Genomic DNA, 25,620 nt, shown 5'->3' on the forward strand with positions numbered 1-25,620 from the left:
CGCCATCTGGAGCTTTGCTGTCTTGCCCCTGAAAATCGTAGGCGACGCCCGGCCCAACAGCTTCGAATTCGAAACCGAAGCGCTGATCAAGGCGTCCGGCTTTCGCGAATACGACGCGCGCTGGTGGTTTGGCCATGCCGGCTCCACCCAACCGCCGGAGCTGAACCTGATCGGCGTCCAGGCGCTGGGCATGGGCCTGGGCACTTTGATCCGCCGTCTTGGCGCGGGTCCCGACATCGTCACCGGGCATGATTTCCGCTCCTATTCGCTTGCCATCAAGCTGGCGCTGGTTTCCGGCCTGATGGCTGCGGGCGCAAAGGTGAAAGACATTGGCCTGGCGCTGTCGCCCATGGCCTATTTCGCCCAGTTCGCGCTCGACGCGCCTTCCGTCGCCATGGTCACCGCATCGCACAACGAGAATGGCTGGACCGGAGTCAAGATGGGTGCGGCGAGGCCGCTCACCTTCGGACCGGAGGAGATGAGCGCCCTGAAACAGATCGTGCTGTCGGGCGATTTCGATCTTGCCGGCGGTGGCTCCTACGAATTCGTCTCCGGTTTTCGCGAGACCTATCTCGACGATCTGGTGAGCGACAAGCGCATCGCGCGAAAGCTGAAAGTCGTGGCCGCTTGCGGCAACGGCACTGCCGGCGCCTTCGCGCCACAGGCGCTGGAGCGCATCGGCTGCGAGGTGATCCCGCTCGATGTCGAGCTCGACCACAGTTTTCCGCGCTATAACCCGAACCCGGAAGACATGCAGATGCTGCATGCCATCAGGGACAAAGTGCTGGAAACAGGTGCTGATGTCGGGCTGGGCTTTGACGGCGACGGCGACCGTTGCGGCGTGGTCGACAATGAGGGCAACGAGATTTTTGCCGACAAGGTCGGCGTCATGCTCGCGCGGGACATATCAACCCAATACCCCGGCTCGACCTTCGTCGTCGATGTCAAGTCGACCGGCCTGTTCAACACCGACAGCGTCCTGCGCGCCAACGGCGCGAAGACAGATTACTGGAAGACCGGCCATTCCTACATCAAGCGCCGCGTCGCCGAGCTTGGCGCCGTCGCCGGCTTCGAGAAGTCGGGCCATTTCTTCTTCAATCCGCCGATCGGCCGCGGCTATGATGACGGTCTCATCACGGCAATAGCCATTTGTGAGATGCTCGTCCGCAACCCCATAAGTTCGATGGCCGATCTCTATCGCGCGCTGCCGCTGACCTTCGGCACGCCGACCATGTCGCCGCATTGCGCCGATGACGTGAAATACGGCGTGGTCGGTCGGGTGGTGGCGGACTTCCAGGCGATACAGCGCGCCGGCAAGGCTTTTGCCGGCCAGAAGATCGCCGAGCTGATCACCGTCAACGGCGTGCGCATCGTGGCCGAAGATGGCACCTGGGGCGTGGTACGGGCGTCGTCGAACAAGCCGGAGCTTGTCGTGGTTGTCGAAAGCCCGGTATCGTCCGACCGCCGCCGGCAGATGTTCGAGGCGGTCGACGCCGTGCTGCGCCGCAGCCCCGAAGTCGGCGCTTACAACCAGACGTTCTGATTGGACCTTTCATGACCGAGCGCATCGTCAGTTTTGTCATGAGCGGCGGTGTCGGTTCGCGGCTGTGGCCGCTGTCACGCGAGGACAACCCGAAACAGTTCCACGATCTTTCCGGCGACGGCTCGATGCTGGCCAAGACACTGCGCCGGCTGACGGCGCGGCCGGAGGGCGAAACGCCGATCTTCCTGATCGCCGCCGAGCGCCATGCCGAGCGCGTGCATGCCGACCTTGCCGGCCTCGACCTCGCCGGCGGTGGCCCGCTGTTCGAGCCGACCGGGCGCAACACGGCTGCCGCCGTGGCGCTGGCCGCGCTGCGCACATTGTCGGAGTTCGGCGACAGCCTGGTGCTGGTGGTGCCGTCAGACCACGAAATCGCCACGCCCAAGCAGTTCTGGCAGAGCGTCGAGGCGGGCAGCCAGGCAGCGCTTGCCGGCCGTCTGGTGGTGTTCGGCATCAAGCCGACGCAGCCCGAGACCGGCTATGGGTATATCGAAGTCGCAGCCGAAAGCGGCGGCGTCTTCGACGTGTCGCGCTTCGTCGAAAAGCCCGACCTCGCCACTGCGCAGAGCTATCTCAGTGCGGGCACCTTCTACTGGAACACCGGCATTTTCCTATTTCGCGCCGGCGCCATGCGCGACGCATTTGCGGCCTTCCAGCCCGACATCTGGCAGGCCACCGAAGCGGCCTACAAGGCAGCAACGAGCGACCTGTCCGGCCTCTATATGCCGCTCGACCTCTACGCCGCCATCCCGTCGAACTCGATCGACTACGCCATCATGGAACGGGCCAAGGACATCGCCATGGTGCCGGCCGGCTTCCGCTGGAACGACCTCGGCTCCTGGCAGTCGCTGCTTGATGTCGGCCCTGCCGACGCCAAGGGCAATGTCGTCGTCGGCGATGTCGTCGCCATCGATTGCGAGAACTCCTACATCCGCAGCGACGGCCGGCTTTTGTCGGCGATCGGCATGAAGGATGTCGCCATCGTCTCGACCGCGGACGCCACCTTCGTTGCCCCGGTCAGTCACAGCCAGCACGTCAAGAAGATCGTCGAGCAGCTGGAAAAGTCGGGCCGGCTGGAAACCAGGTTCACCCCGGCACACGACCGCGTCATCGAGAGCGGCGCCTGGCGTCGGCGCGTGCATCACTGGCTGTTCGAGGAGACCTTGCCGCTGTGGTCGACTTCAGGCGTCGATGAGCGTCATGGCGGTTTCCACGAGGCGCTCGGCTTCGACGGCGAGGCGCTGTTGAAGCCCAAGCGCATGCGCACGACGGCGAGGCAAGTCTACGCCTTCGCCGTTGCCAAGGCCCGCGGCTGGGACGGTCCAGCCGATCGCCTGATCTCCCATGGCATCGCCTTCATGGCCGGCAAGGGCCGCACGGACCGGGGCGGCTGGGTGCGCACGCTCAATGTCGACGGCTCCGTCGCCGACCCAACCGAGGATGCCTACGACCATTCCTGCGTGCTGCTGGCGCTGGCGCATGCGCATATGTGCGGCGATCCGGATGCGCTGCGGCTGGGCCAGGAGACCTTCGTGTTCCTCGACGCGCATCTCGAGGACAGCCGCATGACCGGCTTTCTCGAGACATCCGATGGCGAGGGCGAGCGGCGCTCCAACCCGCATATGCATCTGCTCGAGGCCTTCCTCGCCTGGTATAAGGCGACCGGCGACCGCACCTATCTGCGCCGCGCCGCGCGCATCATCGACCTTTTCCGCAGTCATTTCTTCGATGCCGAGAGCTGGACGCTGGGCGAATATTTCGACGCCGGGTGGAAGCCGGCCGCCGGCGAGAAGGGCACATGGACCGAGCCCGGCCATCATTTCGAATGGGCCTCGCTGCTCACCGATTTCGTCGCCCGCAGCGGCCAGGGCGAGTTGAGCAATTTTGCCCGCAAGCTCTACGCCTCGGCCATCGCCAACGGCCTCAACCGCGCCACCGGCCTTGCCTACGGCGCGGTCTCCAGACAGGGCCTGCCGCTCGACCTTGTGTCGCGGAGCTGGCCACAGGCCGAAGCGATCAAGGCGGCGATTGCGCTGGATGGCTCGGGTGGTCCCGACCTCAAGCCCGAAATCGAGGCGCGCGTCGGCCGGCTATTCCGCTGGCACATCGACCCGGCGCCGCTCGGCCTGTGGATCGACCGCATCGACGAACGCGGCCGCTCCTTGGCATCGGACGTGCCGGCCAGCATCTTCTATCATCTGGTCTGCGCGCTGACGCAGTATCTTGATGGGACAGCGCAGAAGGGGTGAGGTTGTTGAGAGGCCGGTGCGAGGCACCCCCCTCTGCCGTGCAGGGCAGAGGGGGGTGCCTCGCGCCAACCCCTCAATACGGGCTCGCTACATCCCCGGTCTCGACATACACCGCCTTCAGCTGCGAATAGAGCGCTAAAGCCGCCAGCGAGTTCTCGCGCCCGATGCCGGATTGCTTCACCCCGCCAAACGGAATTTCCACCGGCGTCAGATTGTAGGCGTTTATCCAGCAGGTGCCGGCCTGCAGTTCGGCGATCACCCTATGAGCGCGCTGCAGGTCGCGGGTGAAGACGCCGGCGGCGAGGCCGAATTCGGTGTCGTTGGCGCGGTCGATCACCTCGTCCTCGCCGTCGAACTTCAGCACGCTCATCACCGGCCCGAAAATCTCCTCGCGCGCAATGCGCATCTTATCGGTGACACCGGTGAACACGGTTGGTTCTACAAAGAAGCCGCCATCGAACCCTTGCAGCGACGGCACGTTGCCACCGCAGGCGAGCGTTGCTCCATCCTGCCTGCCGGCCGCGATGTAGGAAACGACCTTCTCCTGCTGCGCCTTGTTGACCAGCGGCCCCATCTGCGTCTCAGGATCGAGCGGATCGCCGATGCGGATCTTTTTCGTCCGCTCGACCAGCCGGTCGACGAAGCGGTCATGGATGCCGCTTTGTACGAAAACACGCGTGCCGTTGGAGCAGATCTGCCCGCTCGAATAGAAATTGCCGAGCATGGCGCCGCCGATGGCGTTTTCGAGATCGGCATCGTCGAACACGATCAGCGGCGACTTGCCGCCGAGTTCCATCGTCGCATGCTTCATCTTCGAACCGGCGAGCGACAGCACCTTGCGGCCGGTCGGCACCGAGCCGGTCACCGAAACCTTGGCAACGACATCATGGCCGACGAGGCCGGCGCCGACTTCGCCATAGCCTTGCACGACGTTGAACAGCCCGTCGGGCAGGCCCGCCTCTGAGTAGATCTCGGCCAGCGCCAGCGCCGACAGCGGCGTGTTCTCCGAAGGCTTGAATACCATGGCGTTGCCCATGGCGAGCGCCGGGGCGGATTTCCAGCCGGCGATCTGGATCGGATAGTTCCAGGCGCCGATGCCGACGCACACACCGAGCGCCTCGCGGCGCGTATAGGCAAAAGGTCCACCAAGATCGATCGCCTCGCCGTTGAAGGCGGCAACCGCGCCGCCGAAATATTCGAGGCAGTCGGCGGCCGATAGTGCATCCGCCACCAGCGTCTCCTGGATCGCTTTGCCCGTGTCGAGCGTCTCGATCCGCGCCAGATCGGCGTTGCGCGCGCGCAAAATGTCGGCGGCGCGGCGCAGGATGCGGCCACGCTCGACCGGCTTCATCCGCGCCCAGGCCGGTTGTGCGGCCCGCGCGGCTTCGATGGCGAGCTCCAGCACGTTCGGAGTCGCCGAATGCAAAGTGGCGATGACCTCACCGGTCGCCGGATAGATCACCGGCAGCGGCGCGCCGCCTTCGTCCTCGATGTAGCGGCCGTTGACATAGTGCGATGCCGTTGGCTGGGCGCGCATGCTGTTCTCCAGATGTATTCGCTATTGCGGAGCAGTCCGCCGGACAATGCCCTATCGATCCGCCACCTGCCAGCGCGGATTGATCCAGGGTTCCTGGTTGGATGGCGCCAGCGGCGTGCGGCCGAGAATGTGGTCGGAGGCCTTTTCGCCGGTCATGATCGAGGGCGCGTTGAGATTGCCATTGGTGACGCGCGGAAAGATCGAGGAGTCGGCGACCCGCAACCCGTCGATGCCGATGACGCGGCACTCCGGATCGACGACGCTCGTGATGTCATCGGCCCGACCCATCTTGCAGGTGCCGCACGGGTGATAGGCGCTCTCGGCATGATCCCGGATGAAGGCGTCGAGATCCTCGTCCGACTGGACATGCGAACCCGGCGAGATTTCCTTGCCGCGGAAGCCGTCAAAAGCCTTCTGGCCGAAGATCTCGCGGGTCAGCCGGATGCAGTGGCGGAACTCGGTCCAGTCGTCTGGATGCGACATGTAGTTGAAGCGGATGACCGGCGTCGCTTTCGGGTCGGGCGAGCGCAGCGTCACCGAACCGCGCGACTTCGACCGCATCGGCCCGACATGCGCCTGGAAGCCATGGGCCTTCGCCGCCGCCTTGCCGTCATAGCGCACCGCAGCCGGGATGAAGTGATACTGGATGTCGGGGTAGTCGACGCCGGCCTGCGAGCGCACGAAGGCTGCGGCCTCGAAATGGTTGGTGGCGCCGAGGCCGGTCTTGAAGAACAGCCACTGCGCCCCGATCAGCGCCTTGGAGAATGGGTTGAGAACCGAATTCAGCGTGATCGGCTGGGTCGATTCCTGCTGGATGTAGAGCTCCATATGATCCTGCAGATTGCGGCCGACACCGGGCCGGTCGGACACGACCTGGATGCCGTTCTCCTTGAGATGCGCGGCCGGGCCGATACCGGATAGCATCAGGATCTTGGGCGAATTGATCGATGATGCGGCAACGATCACCTCACGTCGCGCCTTAACGACCTGAATCTGTTTGTGAGCTTCGATCTCGACGCCGACAGCGCGCTGATTCTCGATGATCACACGACGGGCGAAGCCTTTGATCACGCTGACATTTTGCCGCTTGAGCGCCGGCTTCAGATAGGCTGATGCGGCCGACCAGCGGCGGCCGCCGCGTATGGTCTGCTCCATCGGCCCGAAGCCTTCCTGCTTCGAACCATTGTAGTCGTCGGTCAGTTCGAACCCGGCTTGGCGGCCGGCCTCGACAAAGGCGCCGTAGAGCGGATTCTTGCGCGGGCCACGCTGGACGTGCAGCGGGCCGCCGTGGCCGCGCCAGCCGTCCTCGCCGCCGTCACTGTCCTCCATGCGCTTGAAATAGGGCAGCACGTCGGCGAAGCCCCAGCCGGCCGCCCCCTGTTCGGCCCAGTGGTCGAAGTCGCGTGCGTGGCCCCTGACATATACCATGCCGTTGATCGAGGATGAGCCGCCGATCACCTTGCCCCGTGGCGTCGCCAGCACGCGGCCGCCGAGATGCGGCTCTGGTTCGCTGGCAAAGCCCCAGTCGTAAAGGCTCATGTTGAGCGGGATCGACAGCGCCGACGGCATCTGGATCAGCGGCCCGATATCGGTGCCGCCGAACTCGATGACGATGACCGAATGCTTGCCGTCTTCCGACAGCCGGTAGGCCATGGCCGAGCCGGCCGAGCCGGAGCCGATGATGACGAAATCTGCTTCAAGCATGGTTCACATGCGCCCATCGTTCATATGCGAAATAAAATCGGCGAGAGAGACATTGCCGCCGGTAGCCATGACCAGGACGGTTTTACCCGCCACATCCACCTTGCCGCCGAGCAGCGCCGCCAGCGACGCGGCGCCTGACGGCTCAAGCACCAACTTCATCCGCTCGAAGGCGATCTTCATCGCTTGCCTAACCGATTGGTCGTCGACGGTGATGCCGCGCACGCCGGCGGTCTTGACCGCCGCGAACGGCGCGTCGCCCGGCCGCCGCGACATCAGCCCGTCGCAAATCGATTTCGGCGCGATCGGCATGGTCTCGATGGCGCCATGCGCTAGCGATGAACCCATGCCGTTGAAGCCTTCCGGCTCGACGCCGATGATCTCGGTTCCCGGCGACAGATAGTGGAAGGCGAGCGACATGCCGCCGATCAGTCCGCCGCCGCCGACCGAGCAGAACAGAAGGTCGGCGCTGGCGTCCTTTGCCTCGAGTTGTTCGAGCGCTTCGAGCCCGGCGCCGGCCTGGCCGGCAACGATCTCCGGATCGTCGAATGGATGCAGCAACGCCAGCCGTTCGGTCTCGGCAATCTCGCGGGCCTTGGCGGCTGCGACCTCTTCACGGGCGCGCTCGCCATGATCGGTCAGCACGACGCGCGCGCCATAGCCTGCGGTCGCATCGCGCTTGGCGGCCGGCGCGTCGAGCGGCATGACGATGGTGACGGGAATGCCGAGCGCCTGGCCGGCGGCTGCCAACCCTTGCGCGAAATTGCCGGAGGAGTAGGCGACGACGCCTTTTATGGCCTCATCCGGCGACAGCCGCTTCAACCGCCAATAGGCGCCGCGCACCTTGAACGATCCCGCCCATTGCAGCGATTCCGGTTTGATGAAGACGCGGGCCGCACCCGTCTCCTTGGCCAAGGCTGTCGATTCCAGCAAAGGCGTGATCTGCGTCGCCTTCGACGTCACGGCATAGGCCTGTCTGAGGTGCTCGAGGGAGGGGACAATTGTCATCATTCGCCTCGCGGAAAGCGTTTCTGTTCCTCGAGATTGTCGAGGTTCATGTGGTTGCGCATGTAGCGTTCCGACGCCTTCTGCAGTGGCTGGAATTCCCAGGGGTAATGCGTGCCGTTGCGCAGCGCGGGATAGACCACCCAGCGCCGCGCCTGGCTGGTACGCACGGCGGCGTCGAAGGCGGCCATGTCCCAGCGCGCTCGTACGGCTCCCGTGAAGGCCGCCACCAGATCGGCATGCGCCGGATCGGTGGCACGATTGGTGCGTTCTTGCGGATCGGCTTCGAGATCGAACAGAAGCGGCGGGTCGATCTCGCAATGGATGAATTTGTAGCGGCCGTCGCGGATCGCCACCAACGGCGCGGTGGAGCCCTCGGCGGCATATTCCATCAGCACCGGCGCGCTGCGCGGCTCGCCATCAAGCAGCGGCAGCAGCGACTGCCCGTCGGTCCACGGTGCGATGGCGGAGATGTCGATGCCGGCGAGGTCGCACAATGTCGGCGTCACGTCGAGGTTGGAGACCGGCGCCTCGATCAGCCCTGCAGGAATGCCTTTGCCGGCGATCATCAAAGGTACTCGCGCCGAGCCCTCGAAGAAATTCATCTTGAACCACAGGCCGCGCTCGCCAAGCATGTCGCCGTGGTCGGAGCAGAACAGGATGATGGTGTCGTCCAGCATGCGCGTTCGCTCCAGCACTGACATCAGCTCGCCGACCTTGTCGTCGAGATAGGAGATGTTGGCGTAGTAGCCGCGCCGCGAGCGGCGGATCTGCTCCGGCGTGATGTTGAAACTGTCGTAGTCGCTGGCCCGGTAAAGCCGTTGCGAATGCGGGTCCTGATGGGCATAGGGGATGAATCCCACCTCCGGCTCAAGCGCCGGACAGTCTTCATAGAGATCCCAATATTGCCGCCGAGCGACATAGGGGTCGTGCGGATGGGTGAAGGAAACCGTCAGGCACCAGGGCCGGCTGGCCTCGTCCTCGGAGGTGCGGGCAAGATCGTAGAGTTTTTGCACCGCGTGGAAGGCGACCTCGTCGTCATACTCCATCTGGTTGGTGATCTCGGCAACGCCGGCGCCGGTGACCGAGCCCAGATTGTGATACCACCAGTCGATGCGCTCGCCGGGCTTGCGGTAATCCGGCGTCCAGCCGAAATCGGCGGGATAGATGTCGGTGGTCAGCCGCTCCTCGAAACCGTGCAACTGGTCCGGCCCGACGAAATGCATCTTGCCCGACAGGCAGGTGTAGTAGCCGGCGCTGCGCAGATGATGCGCATAGGTCGGGATCGAGGAAGCGAATTCGGCGGCGTTGTCATAGACCTGGGTGCGCGACGGCAATTGCCCGCTCATGAAAGCGGCGCGGCCCGGCGCGCAAAGCGGCGAGGCCGTGTAGTTGTTGCCGAAGCGCGCCGAGCGTGCGGCCAGCGCCTTGAGATGCGGCGCATACAGGAAGTCCGCCGGCCCGTCCGCAAACAGCGTGCCGTTGAGCTGATCGACCATGACGATCAGGATGTTGGGTCGCCTTGATATCACTGAGGCTGTCACTGTGTCTGTCGCCCGCCGAGTTTGATTTCGAGATAATCTTCGACCAGCGCGATCGCGGTTTGAGCATCCGGCACGCCGTCCTTCAGCGCGCGCCTGATGTACAGCCCGTCGATCATCGCCGCGACCGCTTCCGCCGCGCGGTCGGCTTCGTTGCGCGGCAGTATGCCGATCAGTCCGCTCATCAGGTTGGACTGTAGTCGCCGCGCATAGACCCTGAGCAGCCGGCGCAAGGCCGATGATTTCTGGGCCTCGACATAAAAGGCGAGCCAGGCGGCAATGGTTTCCGGTCGGAACTGGATGTCGGAGAAGTTGACGGCCACAACCGCCGAGACGCGTTCGCGCGGCGAGCCGGCCGATTGCAGGGCGCGCCGCATGTCGATGGTCAGCTCGGCCAGTATGTGCCGCATCGTCGCCAGAAGGAGCTCGTCCTTGGCGCCGAAATAATGATGGGCGAGGGCTGAGGATACACCGGCACGGCCGGCGATCTCCGACATGGTCACATCAAGCGAGCCGCGCTCGCCGATCGCCGAGATCGTCGCGTCGATGAGCGCCTTGCGGCGCAACGGTTCCATTCCGACTTTCGGCATTGGGAGATCCAGATCAAAACAGAGATTATTTTTTATTGACGGATCAATCAATAAAAAACTCGCGCTCGGATCAATCGATCGTGTCGCTCTGGCCCATCCCTTGGACTGGAAAACGGTTCACTGTTGAACAATATTAGAGGGTGATGCCGCGCTATGACATGTTAGGCTTGCGGCGAACGGAGGTTGCCATGACCGGATGCATCGTCGGCTGGGCGCATTCGCGCTTCGGCAAGCTTGAAGGCGAGACGCTCGAGGGCCTGATCACAAAGGTCGCGGTCGACGCGCTCGACCATGCCGGCATTGGCCCGGACGAGGTCGACGAGATCGTGCTCGGCCATTTCAACGCCGGCTTCTCCCCTCAGGATTTTACCGCCAGCCTGGTGCTGCAGGCCGATGACCGGCTGCGCTTCAAGCCGGCGACGCGGGTCGAGAACGCCTGCGCCACGGGTTCGGCAGCGGTCCGCCAAGGCATCCGCGCCATCGACGCCAATGCCGCCCGCATCGTGCTGGTGGTCGGTGCCGAGCAGATGACGACGACGCCCGGCCCCGAGATCGGCAAGAACCTGCTCAAGGCTTCCTATCTGCCGGAAGAGGGCGACACGCCGGCCGGTTTTGCCGGCGTCTTCGGCAAGATCGCACAGGCCTATTTCCAGCGTTATGGCGACCAGTCGGATGCGCTGGCGATGATCGCCGCCAAGAACCACAAGAACGGCGTCGACAATCCGTACGCGCAGATGCGCAAGGATTTCGGCTACGAATTCTGCCGCCAGGAAAGCGAGAAGAACCCCTTCGTCGCCGGTCCGCTGAAGCGCACCGACTGCTCCCTGGTTTCCGATGGCGCCGCCGCCCTTGTGCTGACCGACACCTCGACGGCGTTGAAGATGCGCCGCGCCGTCGCCTTCCGCGCCAACGAGCATGTCCAGGATTTCCTGCCGATGTCGAAGCGTGACATCCTGTCCTTCGAAGGCTGCGAGCAGGCCTGGAACCAGGCTTTGAAGAAGGCCGGCGTGACGCTCGACGACCTCTCCTTCGTCGAGACGCATGACTGCTTCACCATTGCCGAACTCATCGAATATGAGGCGATGGGCCTGGCCAAGCCGGGCGAGGGCGCCAGGCTGGCGCTGGACGGCACGACGGCAAAAGACGGCAGGCTCCCGGTCAATCCTTCGGGCGGGCTGAAGGCCAAGGGCCATCCGATCGGCGCCACCGGTGTGTCGATGCATGTACTGACCGCCATGCAGTTGACCGGCGAAGCAGACGGCATCCAGGTGCCGGACGCAAAGCTTGGCGGCATCTTCAACATGGGTGGCGCTGCCGTCGCCAACTACGTTTCCATCCTCGACCGGATCAGGTAGAAGCGGCCCGTATATTTCGGGGTGGTGATGACAAATCCGGTTCTGGTCGAAGTCTTGCGCGGCGCGATCGTCGAGAGCGCCCATCGCGGCGCTGTCGCAATCTTCGACGGTGACGGCAAGCCTGTCCTGGGGATCGGCGATACGGCGCGGCCGGTGTTTCCGCGCTCGGCGGTCAAGGCGATCCAGGCGCTGCCGCTGGTTGAAACGGGTGCCGCCGATGCGTACGGCTTCGGCGACCGCGAACTGGCGCTGGCCTGCGCTTCGCATTCGGGCGAACCCGCGCATGTCGAACTGGCGCAGGCGATGCTGGCCAAGGCCGGGCTCGACAAGTCGGCGCTGGAATGCGGCGCGCATTGGCCGTCGAGCCACGACGCGACGATCGCACTGGCCCGCACAGGCGTCTCGCCGAACGCACTGCACAACAATTGCTCGGGCAAGCATTCCGGATTTCTCTGCACCTGCGTGCACTCAGGGATTGCCCACCAAGGCTACGTCAAGGCAGGCCATGGTTTGCAGGAGATGGTGCGCGACGCCATGCAGGCGGTGACCGGCGCTGCCCACGATGCGGATCACCGGGCAACCGATGGCTGCTCGATCCCCACCTATGCCGTGCCGCTGAAAAGTTTTGCCCTTGGCTTTGCCCGCATGGCGACGGGCAGGAGCCTTGGCCCTGAGCGCGCCAAGGCGGCCAAACGCCTGCTGTCTGCCTGTATGGCCGAGCCTTTCCTGGTCGCCGGCACCGGCAAAGTGGATGTGGCGCTGATGCAGGCCGCGCCCGGCCGCATATTCGTCAAGACGGGCGCCGAGGGTGTCTATTGCGCTGCCGTTCCGGAGCTTGGCCTCGGCATCGCGCTAAAATGTGATGACGGCGCCGGCCGCGCCGCCGAGGTGATGATTGCCGCTGTGCTGGCAAAACTTCTCAGCGCCGACGGCGCACTGGAGGCGAACCTTCTGGAGCGGGCCAATCCGCCGATCGAAAGCCGCATCGGCGCCAAGGTCGGCTCGCTGCGGCCGACGACGGCGCTCAGCTGACCCTGTTTCGCTCGACCGTCAGATGCGCATAGCCGCTTACGCTTGACCGCGCGAGGTCGCCGGTCGCCGGTTCGGCCCAGCGCTGGCCGATGATGGCGCCGTTCTTGGCGCCGTCGATGACGTTGTCGGAAATGATGGCGTTCCCAGCGCCTTCTACCACAGTGACGGCGATGCCGGTTCCGGCCTGACGGATGATGTTTCCCGTCGCCACAACATTGCGCATATAAGCGCCCCAGCCGATCTGCATGCCGTAGAGCGGCGCGTTCTCGATGACATTGCCCGAGACGGTGGTGTCGGCCTCGACGCTGATACCGACGCCGAAGCCCGGCGCGTCGGCGGGGTAAGGGCCGGCGGTCGAGAGGTTGCGCACGATGTTGTTCGAGCAGACACCCATACGGCCGCCCTCGTTGAAATTGACGATCGAGATGCCGTTAGCGGCACCATCGACGATGTTGTTGCCGATGATGGCGCCTTCGAAGGAGAATTCGGAATAGAGCGCCGTTTCGCCCGACCGCGAGCAGGTGTTGCCGGTCATCTGCAGATTGCTGGAACTGTTGGCGCGGATTGCCGAGAAGGCGCAGTCCGAGACGATGTTGCCGGTGACCGAGACATTGCCGGCACGGAATGCGTTGATGCCATTGCCGTTCTGCCCGGTGCCGCCGCTGCGCGCGCCGATCCGCTGCACGCGGTTGCCGCTGACGATCGTGCCGTCCTCGGCCTGCTGCCAGCGATGGACAAGAATGCCGCCATTGCCACAGTCGGATACGGCATTATCGGATATCGCCAGGCCAGCGGCCTCGACGGAGTAGATGCCGGCGTCCGCAGCCCCCGAAATCTCGGAGCGCTCGACGCGGCCCGACGCATGCTCCAGCGCCAGCCCATGCTTGCAGCTGCCGGTGATCGTGCAATTGTCGATGACGAGATGGGCGACGCGGCGCAGGTCGAGCAGGCCTTGCGCATCGTCGGCCAGCCCGCCGTTGGCGCCGTCGAAGACCAATGCGGTGAACTCTATATGCTCGGCCTGTTCGGCCGTCAGCAAATGGCCATTGCCGCCATAGAGGATGCGCGAGGCGCCCGGCACGCCCGAAAGCCTGACGCGGGCGGGCAGGGTCAGGTTGGACACGACATAGGTGCCCGGCGGCAGGAACACCGGCGCATTGCGCTGGCTTGCCTCGGCTAGCATCCTGGCGAAGGCCCTGCTCTGGTCGTCCGGTGCGTCCGGCTCCACGCCAAGCTCGGCGGCATTGATCGAGCCAAGCGCTGCCGTCTTCGCCAAGGCGTTGTCCAACGAAAGGCCGAGCACCGCAAAGCCGACAGTCCCCTTGAGAAGCGTTCGTCTGTTCAACATCGGCACAGATCCCTGCGATGAAACGGTTCTTCGCAGGAATTGGGCCAGCCGCATAGGCTCCGCTCCGCCGTAGCCCGGTCAATGATCGGTCAGGCAACTGGCTTGTACAGTCGCCGAAGCGGGCCTAAGTTTATCCGATGAGCAGGGCTTTTACCCGCGAGGAAGACAGCGAAAACGCCATTGCCGGCATCGGCGAGCGGCCGATCAGCCAACACCGCAATCTGGTGACGGAGCGCGGCCTGGCGATGATCGAGGACAATCTGGCCGATCTGCGCGACATCTTGGCGAAAGCCGAGCGAAAAGCCGATCGCGAGCGCATTGCCGTTGTCTCGCGCGACCTGCGCTACTGGACAGCGCGCCGCGAAAGCGCCGAGCTTTCCGTGCCGGAACCGGGCAGCGATCAGGTGCGCTTCGGCATGGGTGTCACGCTGGAAGGCGATGACGGCAAGAAAGTGCACTGGAAGATAGTCGGCGAGGACGAGGCCGACCCCTCAAAGGGCAGCATCTCACACGTCTCGCCAATGGCCGTGGCGCTGTTCGGCAAGAAGGTCGGCGACGTCGCAAGCGTCAACGGCAAGGAATGGGAAATCCTCAAGCTGTCGGACGCCTGACGCCAGCTCACCCTATTTGCACAGCCAGCTTTCGCAACGCGGGCTCATACTTGTCCATGACATCGCGAGCAGCACGTATTTGCCGTTCGACGTCGTCACACGGCACCGGCCTTAGGATGATGCCGTCGTCGGTTTCGATGATCTGGAGTTCATCGCCCATTTGCAGGCCCAAGCTGTCGAGAGTTTCCCGCGGCAGGATTACAACGCCCGATCCGTCCTCAAGTCCGTGAATGATGGTGTTCATAGCTATACCATAGGTTGCGCCCGATATTGTAACGCAACTTTGATAAGCAGTGCAACTGTTTCAATCAGCTCGCCAGCAGCCGGTCCAGCAACCGATCCGCAGCCTCCGGGATAACCGTCCCTGGCGGGAAGATTTCCGCGGCACCCGCTTCCAGCACTGCGCCGTAATCCTGCGGCGGGATGACGCCGCCGGCGACGATCAGTATGTCGGCGTGGCCGAGCTTCTTCAGCGCGTCGCGTAGTTCGGGGATCAGTGTCAGGTGCCCCGCCGCCAGCGACGAGGCACCGATGATATGGACGTCCTGCGCGACCGCCAGTCTCGCGATCTCGTCGGGTGTCTGGAACATCGCGCCGACCGTGACGTCGAAGCCGAGATCGGCGAAGGCCGTGGCGATCACCTTCTGGCCACGGTCGTGGCCGTCCTGTCCCATCTTTGCGACCAGGATGCGCGGCTTGCCGCCGGACTTCTTCTCGAAAGCTTCGAGCTTCTCCAGCAATCGGTCGACCGTCAGATTGTCGCCAAGCGCATTGCGATAAACGCCGGAGATCGTTTGCACCGAGGCGACGTGACGGCCAAAGACCTTTTCGAGCGCCAGCGAGATCTCGCCGACCGTGGCATAGGCGCGCGCGGCGCGGATGGCAAATTCCAGCAGGTTTTCGTTACCCTGCGCAGCGCGGGTCAGCGCATCGAGCGCGCTCTCGACCGCGCCGACATTGCGCGTGCCTTTCAGGTTCTGCAGCTTCGACAATTGCCGGGCCTTGACCTCGGCATTGTCGATCTTCAGCACGTCGACGTCGATGTCGTTCTCGGGGCGATGCGCGTTTACGCCAACCAGTATCTGCTCGCCGGAATCGATACGCGCCTGCGTGCGCGCCGCCGCTTCCTCGATGCGCAGTTTTGGAATGCCCTGTTCGGTTGCCGCCGCCATGCCGCCAAGCGCCTCGACCTCTTCGATATGGGCGAGCGCACGCGCCGCCAGATCGTGCGTCAGCCGTTCAATATAGGCCGAGCCGCCCCACGGATCGATGATGCGGGTGGTACCGGATTCCTTCTGCAGGATCAGCTGCGTGTTGCGGGCGATGCGGGCCGAGTGGTCGGTCGGCAGCGCCATCGCCTCGTCGAAGGAGTTGGTGTGCAGCGACTGGGTGTGTCCCTGCGTCGCCGCCATCGCCTCGATCATGGTGCGGGTGATGTTGTTGTAGGGGTCCTGCGCCGTCAGCGACCAGCCGGAGGTCTGGCAATGGGTGCGCAGCGACAGCGAGCGTTCGTCCTTCGGTGCAAAATTCTTCTGCATCAGGGTCGCCCACAACAGGCGCGCCGCGCGGAGCTTGGCGATCTCCATGAAGAAGTTCATGCCGATCGCCCAGAAGAAGGAAAGCCGCGGGGCGAAACGGTCGATGTCGAGCCCGGCGGCGACGCCGGCGCGGGCATATTCGATGCCGTCGGCGATGGTGTAGGCGAGCTCCAGGTCCGCGGTCGCGCCGGCCTCCTGCATGTGATAGCCGGAGATCGAGATCGAATTGAACTTCGGCATGTGCTGGGAGGTATAGGAGAAGATGTCAGACACGATCCGCATCGAGGGCTTCGGCGGATAGATGTAGGTGTTGCGGACCATGAACTCCTTCAGAATGTCGTTCTGAATGGTGCCGGCGAGATCCTTCTGCGCAACGCCCTGTTCTTCGGCCGCAACGATATAGAGCGCCATGATCGGCAGCACCGCGCCATTCATGGTCATCGACACCGTCATTTCGTCGAGCGGGATGCCGTCGAACAATTGCCGCATGTCGAGGATGGAATCGATGGCCACGCCCGCCATGCCGACATCGCCTGATACACGCGGATGGTCGCTGTCATAGCCGCGATGGGTGGGCAGATCGAAGGCGACCGAAAGGCCCTTTTGGCCGGCGGCGAGATTGCGCCGGTAGAAGGCGTTGGATTCCTCGGCCGTCGAGAAGCCGGCATATTGCCGGATCGTCCACGGCTGCTGGACATACATGGTCGGGTAGGGACCGCGCACGAAGGGCGGCATTCCCGGATAGGTGTCGAGATGCGGCAGCCCCTTGAGATCGCCCTGGCTGTAGAGATGCTTGACGGCGATGCCCTCCGGCGTCAGTCGCTGGCCTTTGACCTCGACCGGCGCTCGCCGTGGAGCCGACCAGCCAATATGGCTGAAATCCGGGATCACTGTGCGGCCCCGATTGCCTGGTCGATGCGGACGGGAAACAGCGCCTCGCACACCGCCACGCCCTCTGTGAAAGGCGGCCGCCGCTCAGCCGCCAGCGTCTCGACCGGGGCATCGTTTTTCAGCGGGTAAAGCGTGGTGCCGATGATTGCCCGTTCACCCGACCGGTAGGCCCCGGCGCGGCGCTCGGATGCTGCCTTCACGCGCTTCTGGATATGCCCTTGCTGGAGGCTTGCCAGAACGCCGCCTTCCGCTTCGATCCGCTGGAACTCTTCCCACGCCGCTTCGCACAGGCCCAGGGTCACCGCCTCGACTGCGCCCGACCCAAATGCTGGGTCGGCGACATGGTCGATATGGCTTTCATTGGCCATGATCAACTGCGCATTGCGGGCGATGCGGCGGGCAAAGCCGGCCGGCAGCCCGAGGGCGATGGTGTGTGGCAGGATGGAGATCGAGTCCGCGCCGCCTGCTGCCGCTGCAAAGCTGGCGATGGTGGTGCGCAGGATGTTGGTTTCGGCATCCGCCGCCGTCATCATGCGGAACGACGTCTCGGCATGGATGTTGGCTGTCGATGCCGGGATGGAACAGGTTTCCTGGATACGTGCCCACAGCCTGCGCAACGCCCGGACCTTGGCCATGGACAGGAACTGGTCCTGGTCGACGCTCAGCGCAAAGCCGATATGGGGAGCGGCATAGACAAGCGGCTGGCGCGCATCCTCGAACATCCTGAGGTAGGACACGGCGGAAGCGAGCATGGTGCCGAGTTCCTGCGCCTCCGTGGCGCCGGCATTGTGGAACACCCGCCCGTCTGCCTCCAGCAGCACACCCGGCACGCCCAGCGAGAAGAAATGCGCCAGCGATTGCGGCATCGATGCCTGCAACGCCTCGATCGACATGCGCAGCCGGCCGGTTCCGGCAAAGATTGCCGCCGGGTCGATGCCGAAGGAAAGGTTCAGCTTTGCCGGGTCGGAGCGGCGCTTGCTCAGGAACGCCACCAGCCAGTCGGCAACGGCACGGCTCCAGGGATGGGCGTCGATGCGGATCTGCGTGCGGTTGAGCGGTACGCCGTCCAGCACCGTCTCCAGCGCCTGCGCCGTCCTCGGCAGGCCATAGCCGAACGCATTCGGAGCACCCTCGAAGACAAGCGACAATCCCGTCGCGCCTTGTGCCACATCGTCCAGGGCCTGCGCCTTGGCGCGGCCGATATCGGGATCGTCAATGCGCTGGCTGACAATCCAGGGCAATTTGGGGTTGGCGCGCACAAGCGGCTCGGCGCCGCCGGCGCGATCGTAGAGCGGTTCGATGCGAATCTGATCGTCAGTATGCGAGACCAGTTTTTCCTCGAAGGAGGCGCCGGCGAGCGCCTTTTCGGCCAAGGCCAGCCAACGCTGGCGCTCGACATCAGCGGGTTCGACAGTCCTGGTCAAGGCTCCGGCGCCCATCCATGTTCCTCGTTTTTATGCGGCCGCACCAGCGTCAGCCGTCCAGTCTACGGTTCCCTGCCAGATATCGCAATGCAATGCGCTTGCGCGGTTGGGATTCGCTTCCCTGACATAGGGCAGCCTGCGTGGACGAACCATGGAACGATTGCCAAACAGCGGCAAAATCCGCAAGTTCCAAAAACCGATTTGGAGGATTGGTTCAATTTAGACGATTGGCCCAATCTGGATGAATAGCCAACTGGATGGATAGCCCAATTGGAGAATAGCATTGTCGCTGCGCAATGGCCTGACTATACCCTGCGGCACGGCCACAGGCTTTTAACACATCAGTTTGCGGAGACATGGTCATATGGCTGACGACACCAGCATTTTCCTCGGCGCCAGCCGCAAGCCCGACGACAGCTATCAGCGCGCCGAACAGCTCTTGCTGCAATATGGGAACCGCCATGGCCTGATCACCGGCGCCACCGGCACCGGCAAGACAGTCAGCCTGCAGATCCTGGCCGAGGGGTTTTCCAATGCCGGCGTGCCTGTGTTCTGCGCCGATATCAAGGGCGACCTGTCCGGCATTGCCATGATGGGCAAGGCGCAGGATTTCCTGGTCAAGCGGGCCGAGCAGGTCAAGCTCGACCCTTATGACTTCCAGGAATTCCCGGTCATCTTCTGGGACCTGTTCGGCGAGCAGGGCCATCCGATCCGCGCCACCGTCTCGGAAATGGGGCCGCTGCTTCTGTCGCGGCTGATGAACCTCTCCGAAGCGCAGGAAGGCATCATGAACATCGCCTTCCGCATCGCCGATGAGGATGGCCTGCTGCTGCTCGACATGAAGGACCTGCAAGCGCTGCTGGCCAACATCGCAGCGCGCGCCGACGAGATCAGCTCGCGCTACGGCAATGTCACCAAGCCGTCGGTCGGCGCAATCCAGCGCACGCTTCTGGTGCTGGAACAGCAGGGCGCGGCGCATTTCTTCGGCGAACCGGCTTTGCGCATCGCCGACATCATGCGCACCACCCGCGACGGCCGCGGCGCCATCAGCGTGCTCGCTGCCGACAGGCTGATGATGAACCCCAGGCTCTACGCCACCTTCCTGCTCTGGCTGATGTCGGAACTGTTCGAGCAATTGCCCGAGGTCGGCGATCCCGAAAGGCCGAAGCTGGTGTTCTTCTTCGACGAGGCGCATCTGCTTTTCGACGAGGCGCCGAAGGTGCTGATCGACCGCGTCGAGCAGGTGGTTCGCTTGATCCGTTCGAAAGGCGTCGGCGTCTATTTCGTCACGCAGAACCCTTTGGACATCCCTGAAAAGGTTCTCGCCCAGCTCGGCAACCGTGTGCAGCACGCGCTGCGCGCCTATACGCCGCGTGAGCAGCAGGCGGTCAAGACCGCCGCCGACACCTTCCGGCCCAATCCCGATTTCGACTGCGCCACCGCCATCACCCAGCTCGGCACCGGCGAGGCGCTGGTCTCGACGCTGGAGGTCAAGGGCGTGCCGTCCATGGTGCAGCGGACATTGATCCGGCCGCCATCGTCCAGGCTTGGCCCGATCACGGCGGACGAGCGCCGCAAGCTGATCGACCAGAGCCCGGTCGCCGGCCAGTACGACCAGACCATCGACCGCGAATCGGCCTTCGAGATGCTGCAGAAGAAAGCCAGGGATGCGCAGGACGAGCAGGCGCAGCAGGCCGACAGCGGGCGCTCGCGCTGGACCACTCCGGGCTTCGGCAATGACGATCCGCCGCCGCAGCAATCAGGCGGTCGCCGCGCCCCGGCGCCGCGCCCGTCCAACCGCCAGACGGTGGCCGAAGCCGCGATCAAAGCGGTGGTGCGCTCGGTCGGCTCGTCGGTCGGCCGCGCGATCGTGCGCGGGATTCTGGGCAGCCTGTCCAGGGGGCGGTGAAAAGTGTCAGCCAGCCCGCCTCGGACATGATCAGCGGCCAGAACATCGCCATCGACGGCGGTTGGTAAGGGATGGCCGGCCTCCTGGAACTGCGCGACGACCGCGCCCGTCTGGTCCTGGCGCCGCAAAAGGGCGCAGGGATCGCCCGCTTCGACGCACTGGTCTGCGGCGCAACGGTGCCGCTGCTCCGCCCCGACGATGGCACCGGCGCCTCCGGCTGCCAGCTTCTGGTTCCCTGGTCGAACCGCATCTCAGGCGGCGGTTTCGCCTTCGACGGCCGCTTCCATGCGATCGAGCCGAACGTGCCGGGGGAGGCCTTTCCAATCCATGGCGACGGCTTCCAGAGGGAGTGGCGGATTGCCAGCCACAGCGCCACCGAGGCGGAACTGGTCCTCGACGCCGGTGAAATCGGCCCCTACCGATATAAGGCGCGGGTCGCCTATGCGCTGCATGACGGGGCCTTGCATGCCACGCTCACGGTGGAGAATCGCACCGGCATTCGCCTGCCTTACGGGCTCGGCTTTCATCCCTGGTTCCCGCGCAGCGTCGGAACGACGCTCGAGGCGAAGGCGGCGCGGGTCTGGCTGGAGGACAAGCATCATCTGCCGGTCGGCGTCGCGCCGGTGGCCGATTACCCCGCGTGGAATTTCTCGAACGCCTCCCTGCTGCCGCGAAGCTGGGTCAACAACGCCTTCGACGGCTGGGACCGCCGCGCCAGGATCACCCGGCCCGAGGACAGGATCGCCATCTCGCTCACCGCCTCGCCATTGCTCGACGTCTTCATCCTCTATTCGCCGTCGCAGGATGCCGATTTCTTCTGCTTCGAGCCGGTGTCGCATACCGTCGATGCGCATCACGGCAAAGGGCTGACCCCGCTTGAGCACGGCGCTACGCTGAGTGCAAGCATGCGCCTCGATTGGCGTTCCGCTGCTTCGCTCTGATGCGTCATGTGCACACCCACTCGCGGATCTTGCATTTTTGTCCGTTCCGCTCGCACGCCTGCAGTGTCAGGTCTTCGGCATCCCGGCGTGTTTGCGCCGTCTCGGCGCCCCAACTGGTCAGCCGCCCTTCCGGCTTCTCGCCTACGGCGAGGGCGCCGCAATGCTTATAGGGAAAGCCGGTATTGTCGTCATCGTCCCAATGGCGATGATTGCGGAATACGCTGACCACGGCGCAGCTGCCGCCGCCGGCGTTCTGGCAATGCTTCAGCGCGATGTCCATCGCCTCCTGCCGCTTGTCGGCGCCCCAAAAGAAGCCGTGCTTCTCGTCGGGGCTCGAATAGGCGATCGCCGCCCAGATGCCTCTCTCCTCCTGGGCCGGCGGCTCGGGCACGTCCACCGCCGGGGCGAGGTCCGCCGCGCCCAGCCGTCCGGCGCAAAGCAACAGCATGCCGATCGCCGCGATGGCGGAATTAACCCTCATTGTACGCCTCCTTGTTTACCTGCTGCCGAGGCCACGGAAATGACGACGCAGCTGTTGCCGGTTGGCAGCAGCATCGCGTTGCCCCCTCCATTGGCCAGTTCATAGACGCTGATTTGTCCAAGATTGTTGGCGAGCTTGCTGTCTTTCGGAAGCAGGGCCGGAACATCGGCGCAATTGGCCGCGAATGGCGCCACCCTGACCATCGTACCTTCGCAAACGGATGCGGTGGGTGCCGCGAACACCAGGCCTGCCGCCGGGCCGCTGTAGCCCTGTGTGGCGTAGTTCATGCCGACCAGGGCTTCCACGAGGTGTTTGTCGGGGGCCTCGTTGTTCCAGATCGACTGGACGCTGTACGTCGTGCCGGTTGTCAGCATCTGCCCAAGGGCTGGGAAAATGTTGGAACAAGACTGCAAGCCTGCCTCTTTGGCGTGTTGCAGAAATGGCGTCTCGGCCAGGGCCGGATTGGGCTGGTTGGTCTCCGCGACCGCCGGCTGCGGCAATAAATTGTGGAGCAGGTCGTAGCGCATGGCCGCGAAGCCGGCCGTGGCGACGACGGCAATGGCGAGCAACGAGAAGACAGCGGTCCTCGCGCGGTTTCGTTGCGGTCTGCTCCGGTCTTCGATGCCGACCCGGACAGCATCCTTTCCCTGGTTGCGGGACATTATCCGGTCATGGATCGATTGCTGGTTCATCGCGATTGCCTCGTCAATTGATCGCCGCAACGGCCGCGGCCAAGCCCTTGAGGGTCGCGGTTACGTTGATCGTCCTGCCATCCGTGGTCGGGAAGGAGATGACGGATGCCGCGGCCTTCGAAATCTGTTCGCGCATGATCGGACCAACCGGCAGCATGCCGACGCAGACGGCCTGATTGCATCCGTCGAGTTGAATTTTTATCGGCTCCTTGCGCCCCTCGAATGTCAGCGAGACAGGAGCGTCGCTCTTGGCGATCGGCGGGGCGCGCAAGATCATGTAGGGGTTGCCTTCCTTGGTGGCGGCAAGCGACCAGCTGAACGCAACCTGTCCTGCCTGATCCTCGATGATCTGGGTGACATTGCAGACCTTTTGGCGCGCCTTCAGGTTCTCGTCGCAGATCAGCGTCCAGTTCTCGAACGGACGGGTGGTCCGTTGATATTCGCCAAGCTTCGCATCCGCAGGGATCGCTACGTCGGAAGGTTTTACCCTGTAGTCGGAAGGGATCGCTTCCTGCCCGGCCGCTAACGAGCCGGACAGGAGCATTGACGTCATGGATATCGCGACAGCAAGGACTGCCTGCCTGATCATGGCCGGGCTCTAGTTCAGCGTAAGACTGACGCCCGCGCCGACACCCCAGTGTCCGCCTGCCGTCGTACCGGACAGGTTCGCTCGAACACGTCCTTCCTCGCTGGTGTAGCCGGCGCCGAAGGCCAGGGCGCCTTCACCGCGCCAATAGCCTCCGCCGGCGGCCACGCTCAGCTTGCCGGGACGATCGTCGTAGCGCAGCGAGCCGGCCGCCAAGCCGATTGCCGCAGCCTGGCGCGCCTCGCCCCTGACCTCTCCCATGTCCATGTTGAGCTGGCTGAGTTTGGAGTCCGCATACGCATTGGCTTGCTGCAGCGTGGTGGCCGCCACCTGGTTGGTGTAGTTCTTCGAATTGTCCAGGTTGAGCGCTAACCCGCTGTTGAACTGCTGAACATTGACCGCATCGGTGTTGGCAACGCCCGGCCCGACATTGTGGATGACCACCGGCGTGTTGGGATCGCCACCGGCAAGCGTTATCGAGTTGGACTTGTTGCCGTTCCCGTCCTTGTCGTACTGGACGGCGAACTGGTTGAGGTCGCCGACGCTACCCTGCATGGCTTCGACCGCCTGGTTGGTGGCGAAGAGCTGGCTGCCGTTGATGGCGTCGGTGGAGGTGCCGCTGATCCGGCCCGCCGCGACATTGGTGACGGTGCGCTCGTTGCCGACGGTGCCGACGCTGACCGTGCTCGTCGGAGCTGTTCCGGCGAAGGTATAGGCAACGCCGTTGATCGTAGTGCCGGTGGTGGCGACCGCCGCCGCCGTCGTCGAGCCCGCGCCGAGCGCGACGCTGCCCGGCTCGTTGGCCTTTGCGCCGGCGCCGAGCGCCACCGCCTGCGCTCCGTTGGTGGTCGCGTTGGTGCCGAGGGCGATGCTGTCGGCCTGGTTGACCGTCGAATTCTGGCCGATCGCGATGCCTCCCGGCGCCGTCTGCTGCACGATGGCGCCATTGCCGATGCCGATGCCATTGTCGCCATTGACGGTGGTGCGCGGACCGACCGCAACCGAATCGACGCCGACCGCAAGCGAATCCGCGGCCGTCGAATTGGCGTGGAAGTACAGGCTCCCCGTCACCGCGAACGAGCTCAGCGCGCCCTTCAACTGGCGAAGCGTGACCGCGTCCTGGTCCTGCGTGCCGTCGGCCACGTTGATGATCTGGCGATAGGAGGTGGAGGTGCCGACCGAGACGGCGCCGAGCAGGCTCATGTCCGCGGTGTTGTAGGGAATGAGGCCGGTGCCCGAGAGGATCGATCCCGATACGGGTGCGACCGCCCGATCCGAAACCGAGCCGGCGCCGAGCGCCACGCCGCCGATGACGCTGGCCTGGGTGTCGCGGCCGAGCGCCAGCGCATTGTCGGCGCTCGCGGTCGCCTGGTAGCCCAGGGCGGAAGAGCCGATCCCTTGCGCGAAGGAGTCCGCGACGGCAAGCGTCCTGTCGTTGGTGCGCACATAGCGGATGCCGTCGCCATTGGCGTCGGTGTAGGCCAGCGAGGTGTCGCCGGTAATATTGCTGATCGAATTGCCGAGATTGATGATGTCAGCAGTATTGGCAGCGATATCGGTGGTGTTCTGCGTCACCTGCTGGTTGGTCGCAAACAGCTGCGAGCCGTTGACCGCATCGGTCGAGGAGTTGCTCAACTGCCCGGCCGCGACGTTCTGGATCTGGCGTTCGGCGCCCACCGAGCCGACCGAGAATGCACCCGCGGGCGTCGCGCCGGCGAAGGTGTAGGCAACGCCGCCGATCGTGGTGCCGCCGACCGCCGTGGTCGCGGTCGACACCGCATTCGCGCCGATCGCCACGTCGCCGGCATTGTTGGCCACAGCATTCGGGCCGATGGCAACGGAATCCGTCCCCAGCGCCTGCGAATCCGCCAGCGTCGAATTGGCGTGGAAATACTTGATGCCGCCGCCCGTGCTGATGCTGTTGATCGTGTTGCCGAGATTGGTGATGTCGGCGGTGTTGGCGGCGATGTCGGTCGTATTCTGCGTCACCTGCTGGTTGGTGGCGAAGAGCTGCGAGCCGTTGATCGCGTCGGTCGACGAATTGCTGAGCCGGCCCGCCGCGACATTGGTGATGGTGCGTTCCGCGCCGACCGCGCCGACGCTGACGGTGCTTGCCGGCGTCGTGCCGGCGAAGTTGTAGGCGACGCCGCCGATCGTCGTGCCGGCGGTGCCGACCGCCGCGGCGGTTACCGAGCCCGAGCCGAGCGCCACGTCGCCGGCGTTGCTGGCGTTGGCGAGGGCGCCCAGCGCGATTGCATTCTGGGCGCCGGCATTCGCTCCTACGCCGAGAGCGGTCGCTTGAAAGGCGGTTGCAAACGCGTTCTGGCCGATCGCGGTGCTGGACGTGGCTGTGGCATTGGCGTTGGCACCGACGGCGGTGCTGTATTGGCCCGAGGCCTTGGAGATGTATCCCATCGCCGTTGCGTCAAGCGCCGATGCGACGGCGCCGCTGCCGAAGGCCGAGGCGTTGGCGTCGGAGGCGCTCGAATTGGTGCCGGCCGCGATGGCGTTTGTCCCCGTCGCGGTCGCGACTGGTCCGATAGCAACGGAGTCCGTGCCCGTTGCGGACGAGTCCGCCGCCGTCGAATTGGCGTGGAAATACTTGATGCCGCCACCGGTGCTGATGCTGTTGATCGTGTTGCCGAG

At 64.5% G+C, this 25,620-nt stretch carries 19 protein-coding genes and 1 pseudogene; 7 read left to right on the plus strand and 13 right to left on the minus strand.

The window, feature by feature from the left end:
• Nucleotides 1-22: 22 nt before the first annotated feature.
• Both ACYG9Z_RS21660 and ACYG9Z_RS21665 read left to right on the plus strand, forming a co-directional pair.
• Nucleotides 23-1,543: a phosphomannomutase/phosphoglucomutase gene (locus ACYG9Z_RS21660; protein ID WP_023684571.1), complete on the plus strand. Its 1,521-nt coding sequence runs from the start codon at nt 23-25 to the stop codon at nt 1,541-1,543.
• Nucleotides 1,544-1,554: 11 nt separating this feature from the next.
• The gene (locus tag ACYG9Z_RS21665; RefSeq protein ID WP_023670740.1) at nt 1,555-3,792 is read left to right on the plus strand and encodes a mannose-1-phosphate guanylyltransferase/mannose-6-phosphate isomerase; all 2,238 of its coding nucleotides are present in this window, start codon (nt 1,555-1,557) and stop codon (nt 3,790-3,792) included.
• Nucleotides 3,793-3,865: 73 nt separating this feature from the next.
• Here ACYG9Z_RS21665 and betB read toward each other — a convergent pair whose 3' ends face one another.
• The 5 genes from betB to betI are packed head-to-tail and all read right to left on the minus strand — an operon-like array spanning nt 3,866 to nt 10,166.
• Nucleotides 3,866-5,329 carry a betaine-aldehyde dehydrogenase gene (gene betB / locus ACYG9Z_RS21670; RefSeq protein ID WP_023709830.1) on the minus strand — a complete coding sequence of 488 codons (1,464 nt, stop codon included), beginning with the start codon at nt 5,327-5,329 and terminating at the stop codon, nt 3,866-3,868.
• 51 nt (nt 5,330-5,380) lie between these two features.
• A complete protein-coding gene (betA, locus tag ACYG9Z_RS21675; RefSeq protein ID WP_023752767.1) occupies nt 5,381-7,033 on the minus strand; it encodes a choline dehydrogenase in 1,653 nt (550 codons plus the stop codon).
• A gap of 3 nt (nt 7,034-7,036) precedes the next feature.
• Nucleotides 7,037-8,041 carry a threonine/serine dehydratase gene (locus tag ACYG9Z_RS21680; RefSeq protein WP_023752766.1) on the minus strand — a complete coding sequence of 335 codons (1,005 nt, stop codon included), beginning with the start codon at nt 8,039-8,041 and terminating at the stop codon, nt 7,037-7,039.
• Complete coding sequence (betC, locus tag ACYG9Z_RS21685; RefSeq protein WP_023752765.1) at nt 8,038-9,567, minus strand: choline-sulfatase; 1,530 nt, start codon at nt 9,565-9,567, stop codon at nt 8,038-8,040. Before betC ends, ACYG9Z_RS21680 begins: the two co-directional genes overlap by 4 nt.
• Nucleotides 9,568-9,575: 8 nt before the next feature.
• Entirely contained in the window at nt 9,576-10,166 is a 591-nt protein-coding gene (gene betI / locus ACYG9Z_RS21690; RefSeq protein ID WP_023752764.1) for a choline-binding transcriptional repressor BetI, read from the minus strand.
• 188 nt (nt 10,167-10,354) lie between these two features.
• On the opposite strand from betI, the gene ACYG9Z_RS21695 reads away from it, so the two are divergent.
• Together ACYG9Z_RS21695 and ACYG9Z_RS21700 are read left to right on the plus strand one after the other, a co-directional pair.
• Complete coding sequence (locus tag ACYG9Z_RS21695; protein WP_023752763.1) at nt 10,355-11,521, plus strand: acetyl-CoA acetyltransferase; 1,167 nt, start codon at nt 10,355-10,357, stop codon at nt 11,519-11,521.
• A gap of 27 nt (nt 11,522-11,548) precedes the next feature.
• Nucleotides 11,549-12,553: an asparaginase gene (locus ACYG9Z_RS21700; RefSeq protein WP_023752762.1), complete on the plus strand. Its 1,005-nt coding sequence runs from the start codon at nt 11,549-11,551 to the stop codon at nt 12,551-12,553.
• Here ACYG9Z_RS21700 and ACYG9Z_RS21705 read toward each other — a convergent pair.
• Entirely contained in the window at nt 12,546-13,901 is a 1,356-nt protein-coding gene (locus tag ACYG9Z_RS21705; RefSeq protein WP_023752761.1) for a TIGR03808 family TAT-translocated repetitive protein, read from the minus strand. The genes ACYG9Z_RS21700 and ACYG9Z_RS21705 overlap by 8 nt on opposite strands.
• 137 nt (nt 13,902-14,038) lie before the next feature.
• Between ACYG9Z_RS21705 and greA the strand changes: the two genes are divergently transcribed.
• Complete coding sequence (gene greA, locus ACYG9Z_RS21710) at nt 14,039-14,512, plus strand: transcription elongation factor GreA (protein ID WP_023742677.1); 474 nt, start codon at nt 14,039-14,041, stop codon at nt 14,510-14,512.
• Between the two features lie 7 nt (nt 14,513-14,519).
• Here the strand turns inward: greA and ACYG9Z_RS21715 are convergent, their stop codons facing one another.
• The 3 genes from ACYG9Z_RS21715 to ACYG9Z_RS21725 all read right to left on the minus strand — a co-directional run bounded on the left by ACYG9Z_RS21715 (nt 14,520) and on the right by ACYG9Z_RS21725 (nt 18,380).
• A complete protein-coding gene (locus ACYG9Z_RS21715) occupies nt 14,520-14,756 on the minus strand; it encodes an AbrB/MazE/SpoVT family DNA-binding domain-containing protein (protein WP_023742676.1) in 237 nt (78 codons plus the stop codon).
• A gap of 64 nt (nt 14,757-14,820) precedes the next feature.
• A complete protein-coding gene (gene scpA, locus ACYG9Z_RS21720; RefSeq protein ID WP_023752760.1) occupies nt 14,821-16,941 on the minus strand; it encodes a methylmalonyl-CoA mutase in 2,121 nt (706 codons plus the stop codon).
• Complete coding sequence (locus ACYG9Z_RS21725) at nt 16,938-18,380, minus strand: methylmalonyl-CoA mutase subunit beta (RefSeq protein ID WP_023752759.1); 1,443 nt, start codon at nt 18,378-18,380, stop codon at nt 16,938-16,940. The genes scpA and ACYG9Z_RS21725 overlap by 4 nt, the downstream gene beginning before the upstream one ends.
• Before the next feature lie 349 nt (nt 18,381-18,729).
• Here ACYG9Z_RS21725 and ACYG9Z_RS21730 point away from each other — a divergent pair, with 349 nt between their 5' ends.
• A complete protein-coding gene (locus ACYG9Z_RS21730) occupies nt 18,730-20,274 on the plus strand; it encodes a helicase HerA-like C-terminal domain-containing protein (protein ID WP_023752758.1) in 1,545 nt (514 codons plus the stop codon).
• A gap of 71 nt (nt 20,275-20,345) precedes the next feature.
• The gene (locus ACYG9Z_RS21735; protein ID WP_023752757.1) at nt 20,346-21,215 is read left to right on the plus strand and encodes an aldose 1-epimerase; all 870 of its coding nucleotides are present in this window, start codon (nt 20,346-20,348) and stop codon (nt 21,213-21,215) included.
• 4 nt (nt 21,216-21,219) lie between these two features.
• Here the strand turns inward: ACYG9Z_RS21735 and ACYG9Z_RS21740 are convergent, their stop codons facing one another.
• From ACYG9Z_RS21740 to ACYG9Z_RS21755, 4 genes and pseudogenes are all read right to left on the minus strand, one after another.
• Nucleotides 21,220-21,696: a DUF4189 domain-containing protein gene (locus ACYG9Z_RS21740; RefSeq protein ID WP_023752756.1), complete on the minus strand. Its 477-nt coding sequence runs from the start codon at nt 21,694-21,696 to the stop codon at nt 21,220-21,222.
• Entirely contained in the window at nt 21,693-22,388 is a 696-nt protein-coding gene (locus ACYG9Z_RS21745) for a hypothetical protein (protein WP_023727661.1), read from the minus strand. Before ACYG9Z_RS21745 ends, ACYG9Z_RS21740 begins: the two co-directional genes overlap by 4 nt.
• 13 nt (nt 22,389-22,401) lie before the next feature.
• Complete coding sequence (locus ACYG9Z_RS21750; RefSeq protein ID WP_023684559.1) at nt 22,402-22,977, minus strand: invasion associated locus B family protein; 576 nt, start codon at nt 22,975-22,977, stop codon at nt 22,402-22,404.
• A gap of 9 nt (nt 22,978-22,986) precedes the next feature.
• Nucleotides 22,987-25,503: pseudogene (locus tag ACYG9Z_RS21755) on the minus strand (YadA-like family protein); the annotation flags it as partial.
• Nucleotides 25,504-25,620: the final 117 nt, after the last annotated feature.

The sequence above is a fragment of the Mesorhizobium sp. RSR380A genome, from assembly GCF_054719385.1.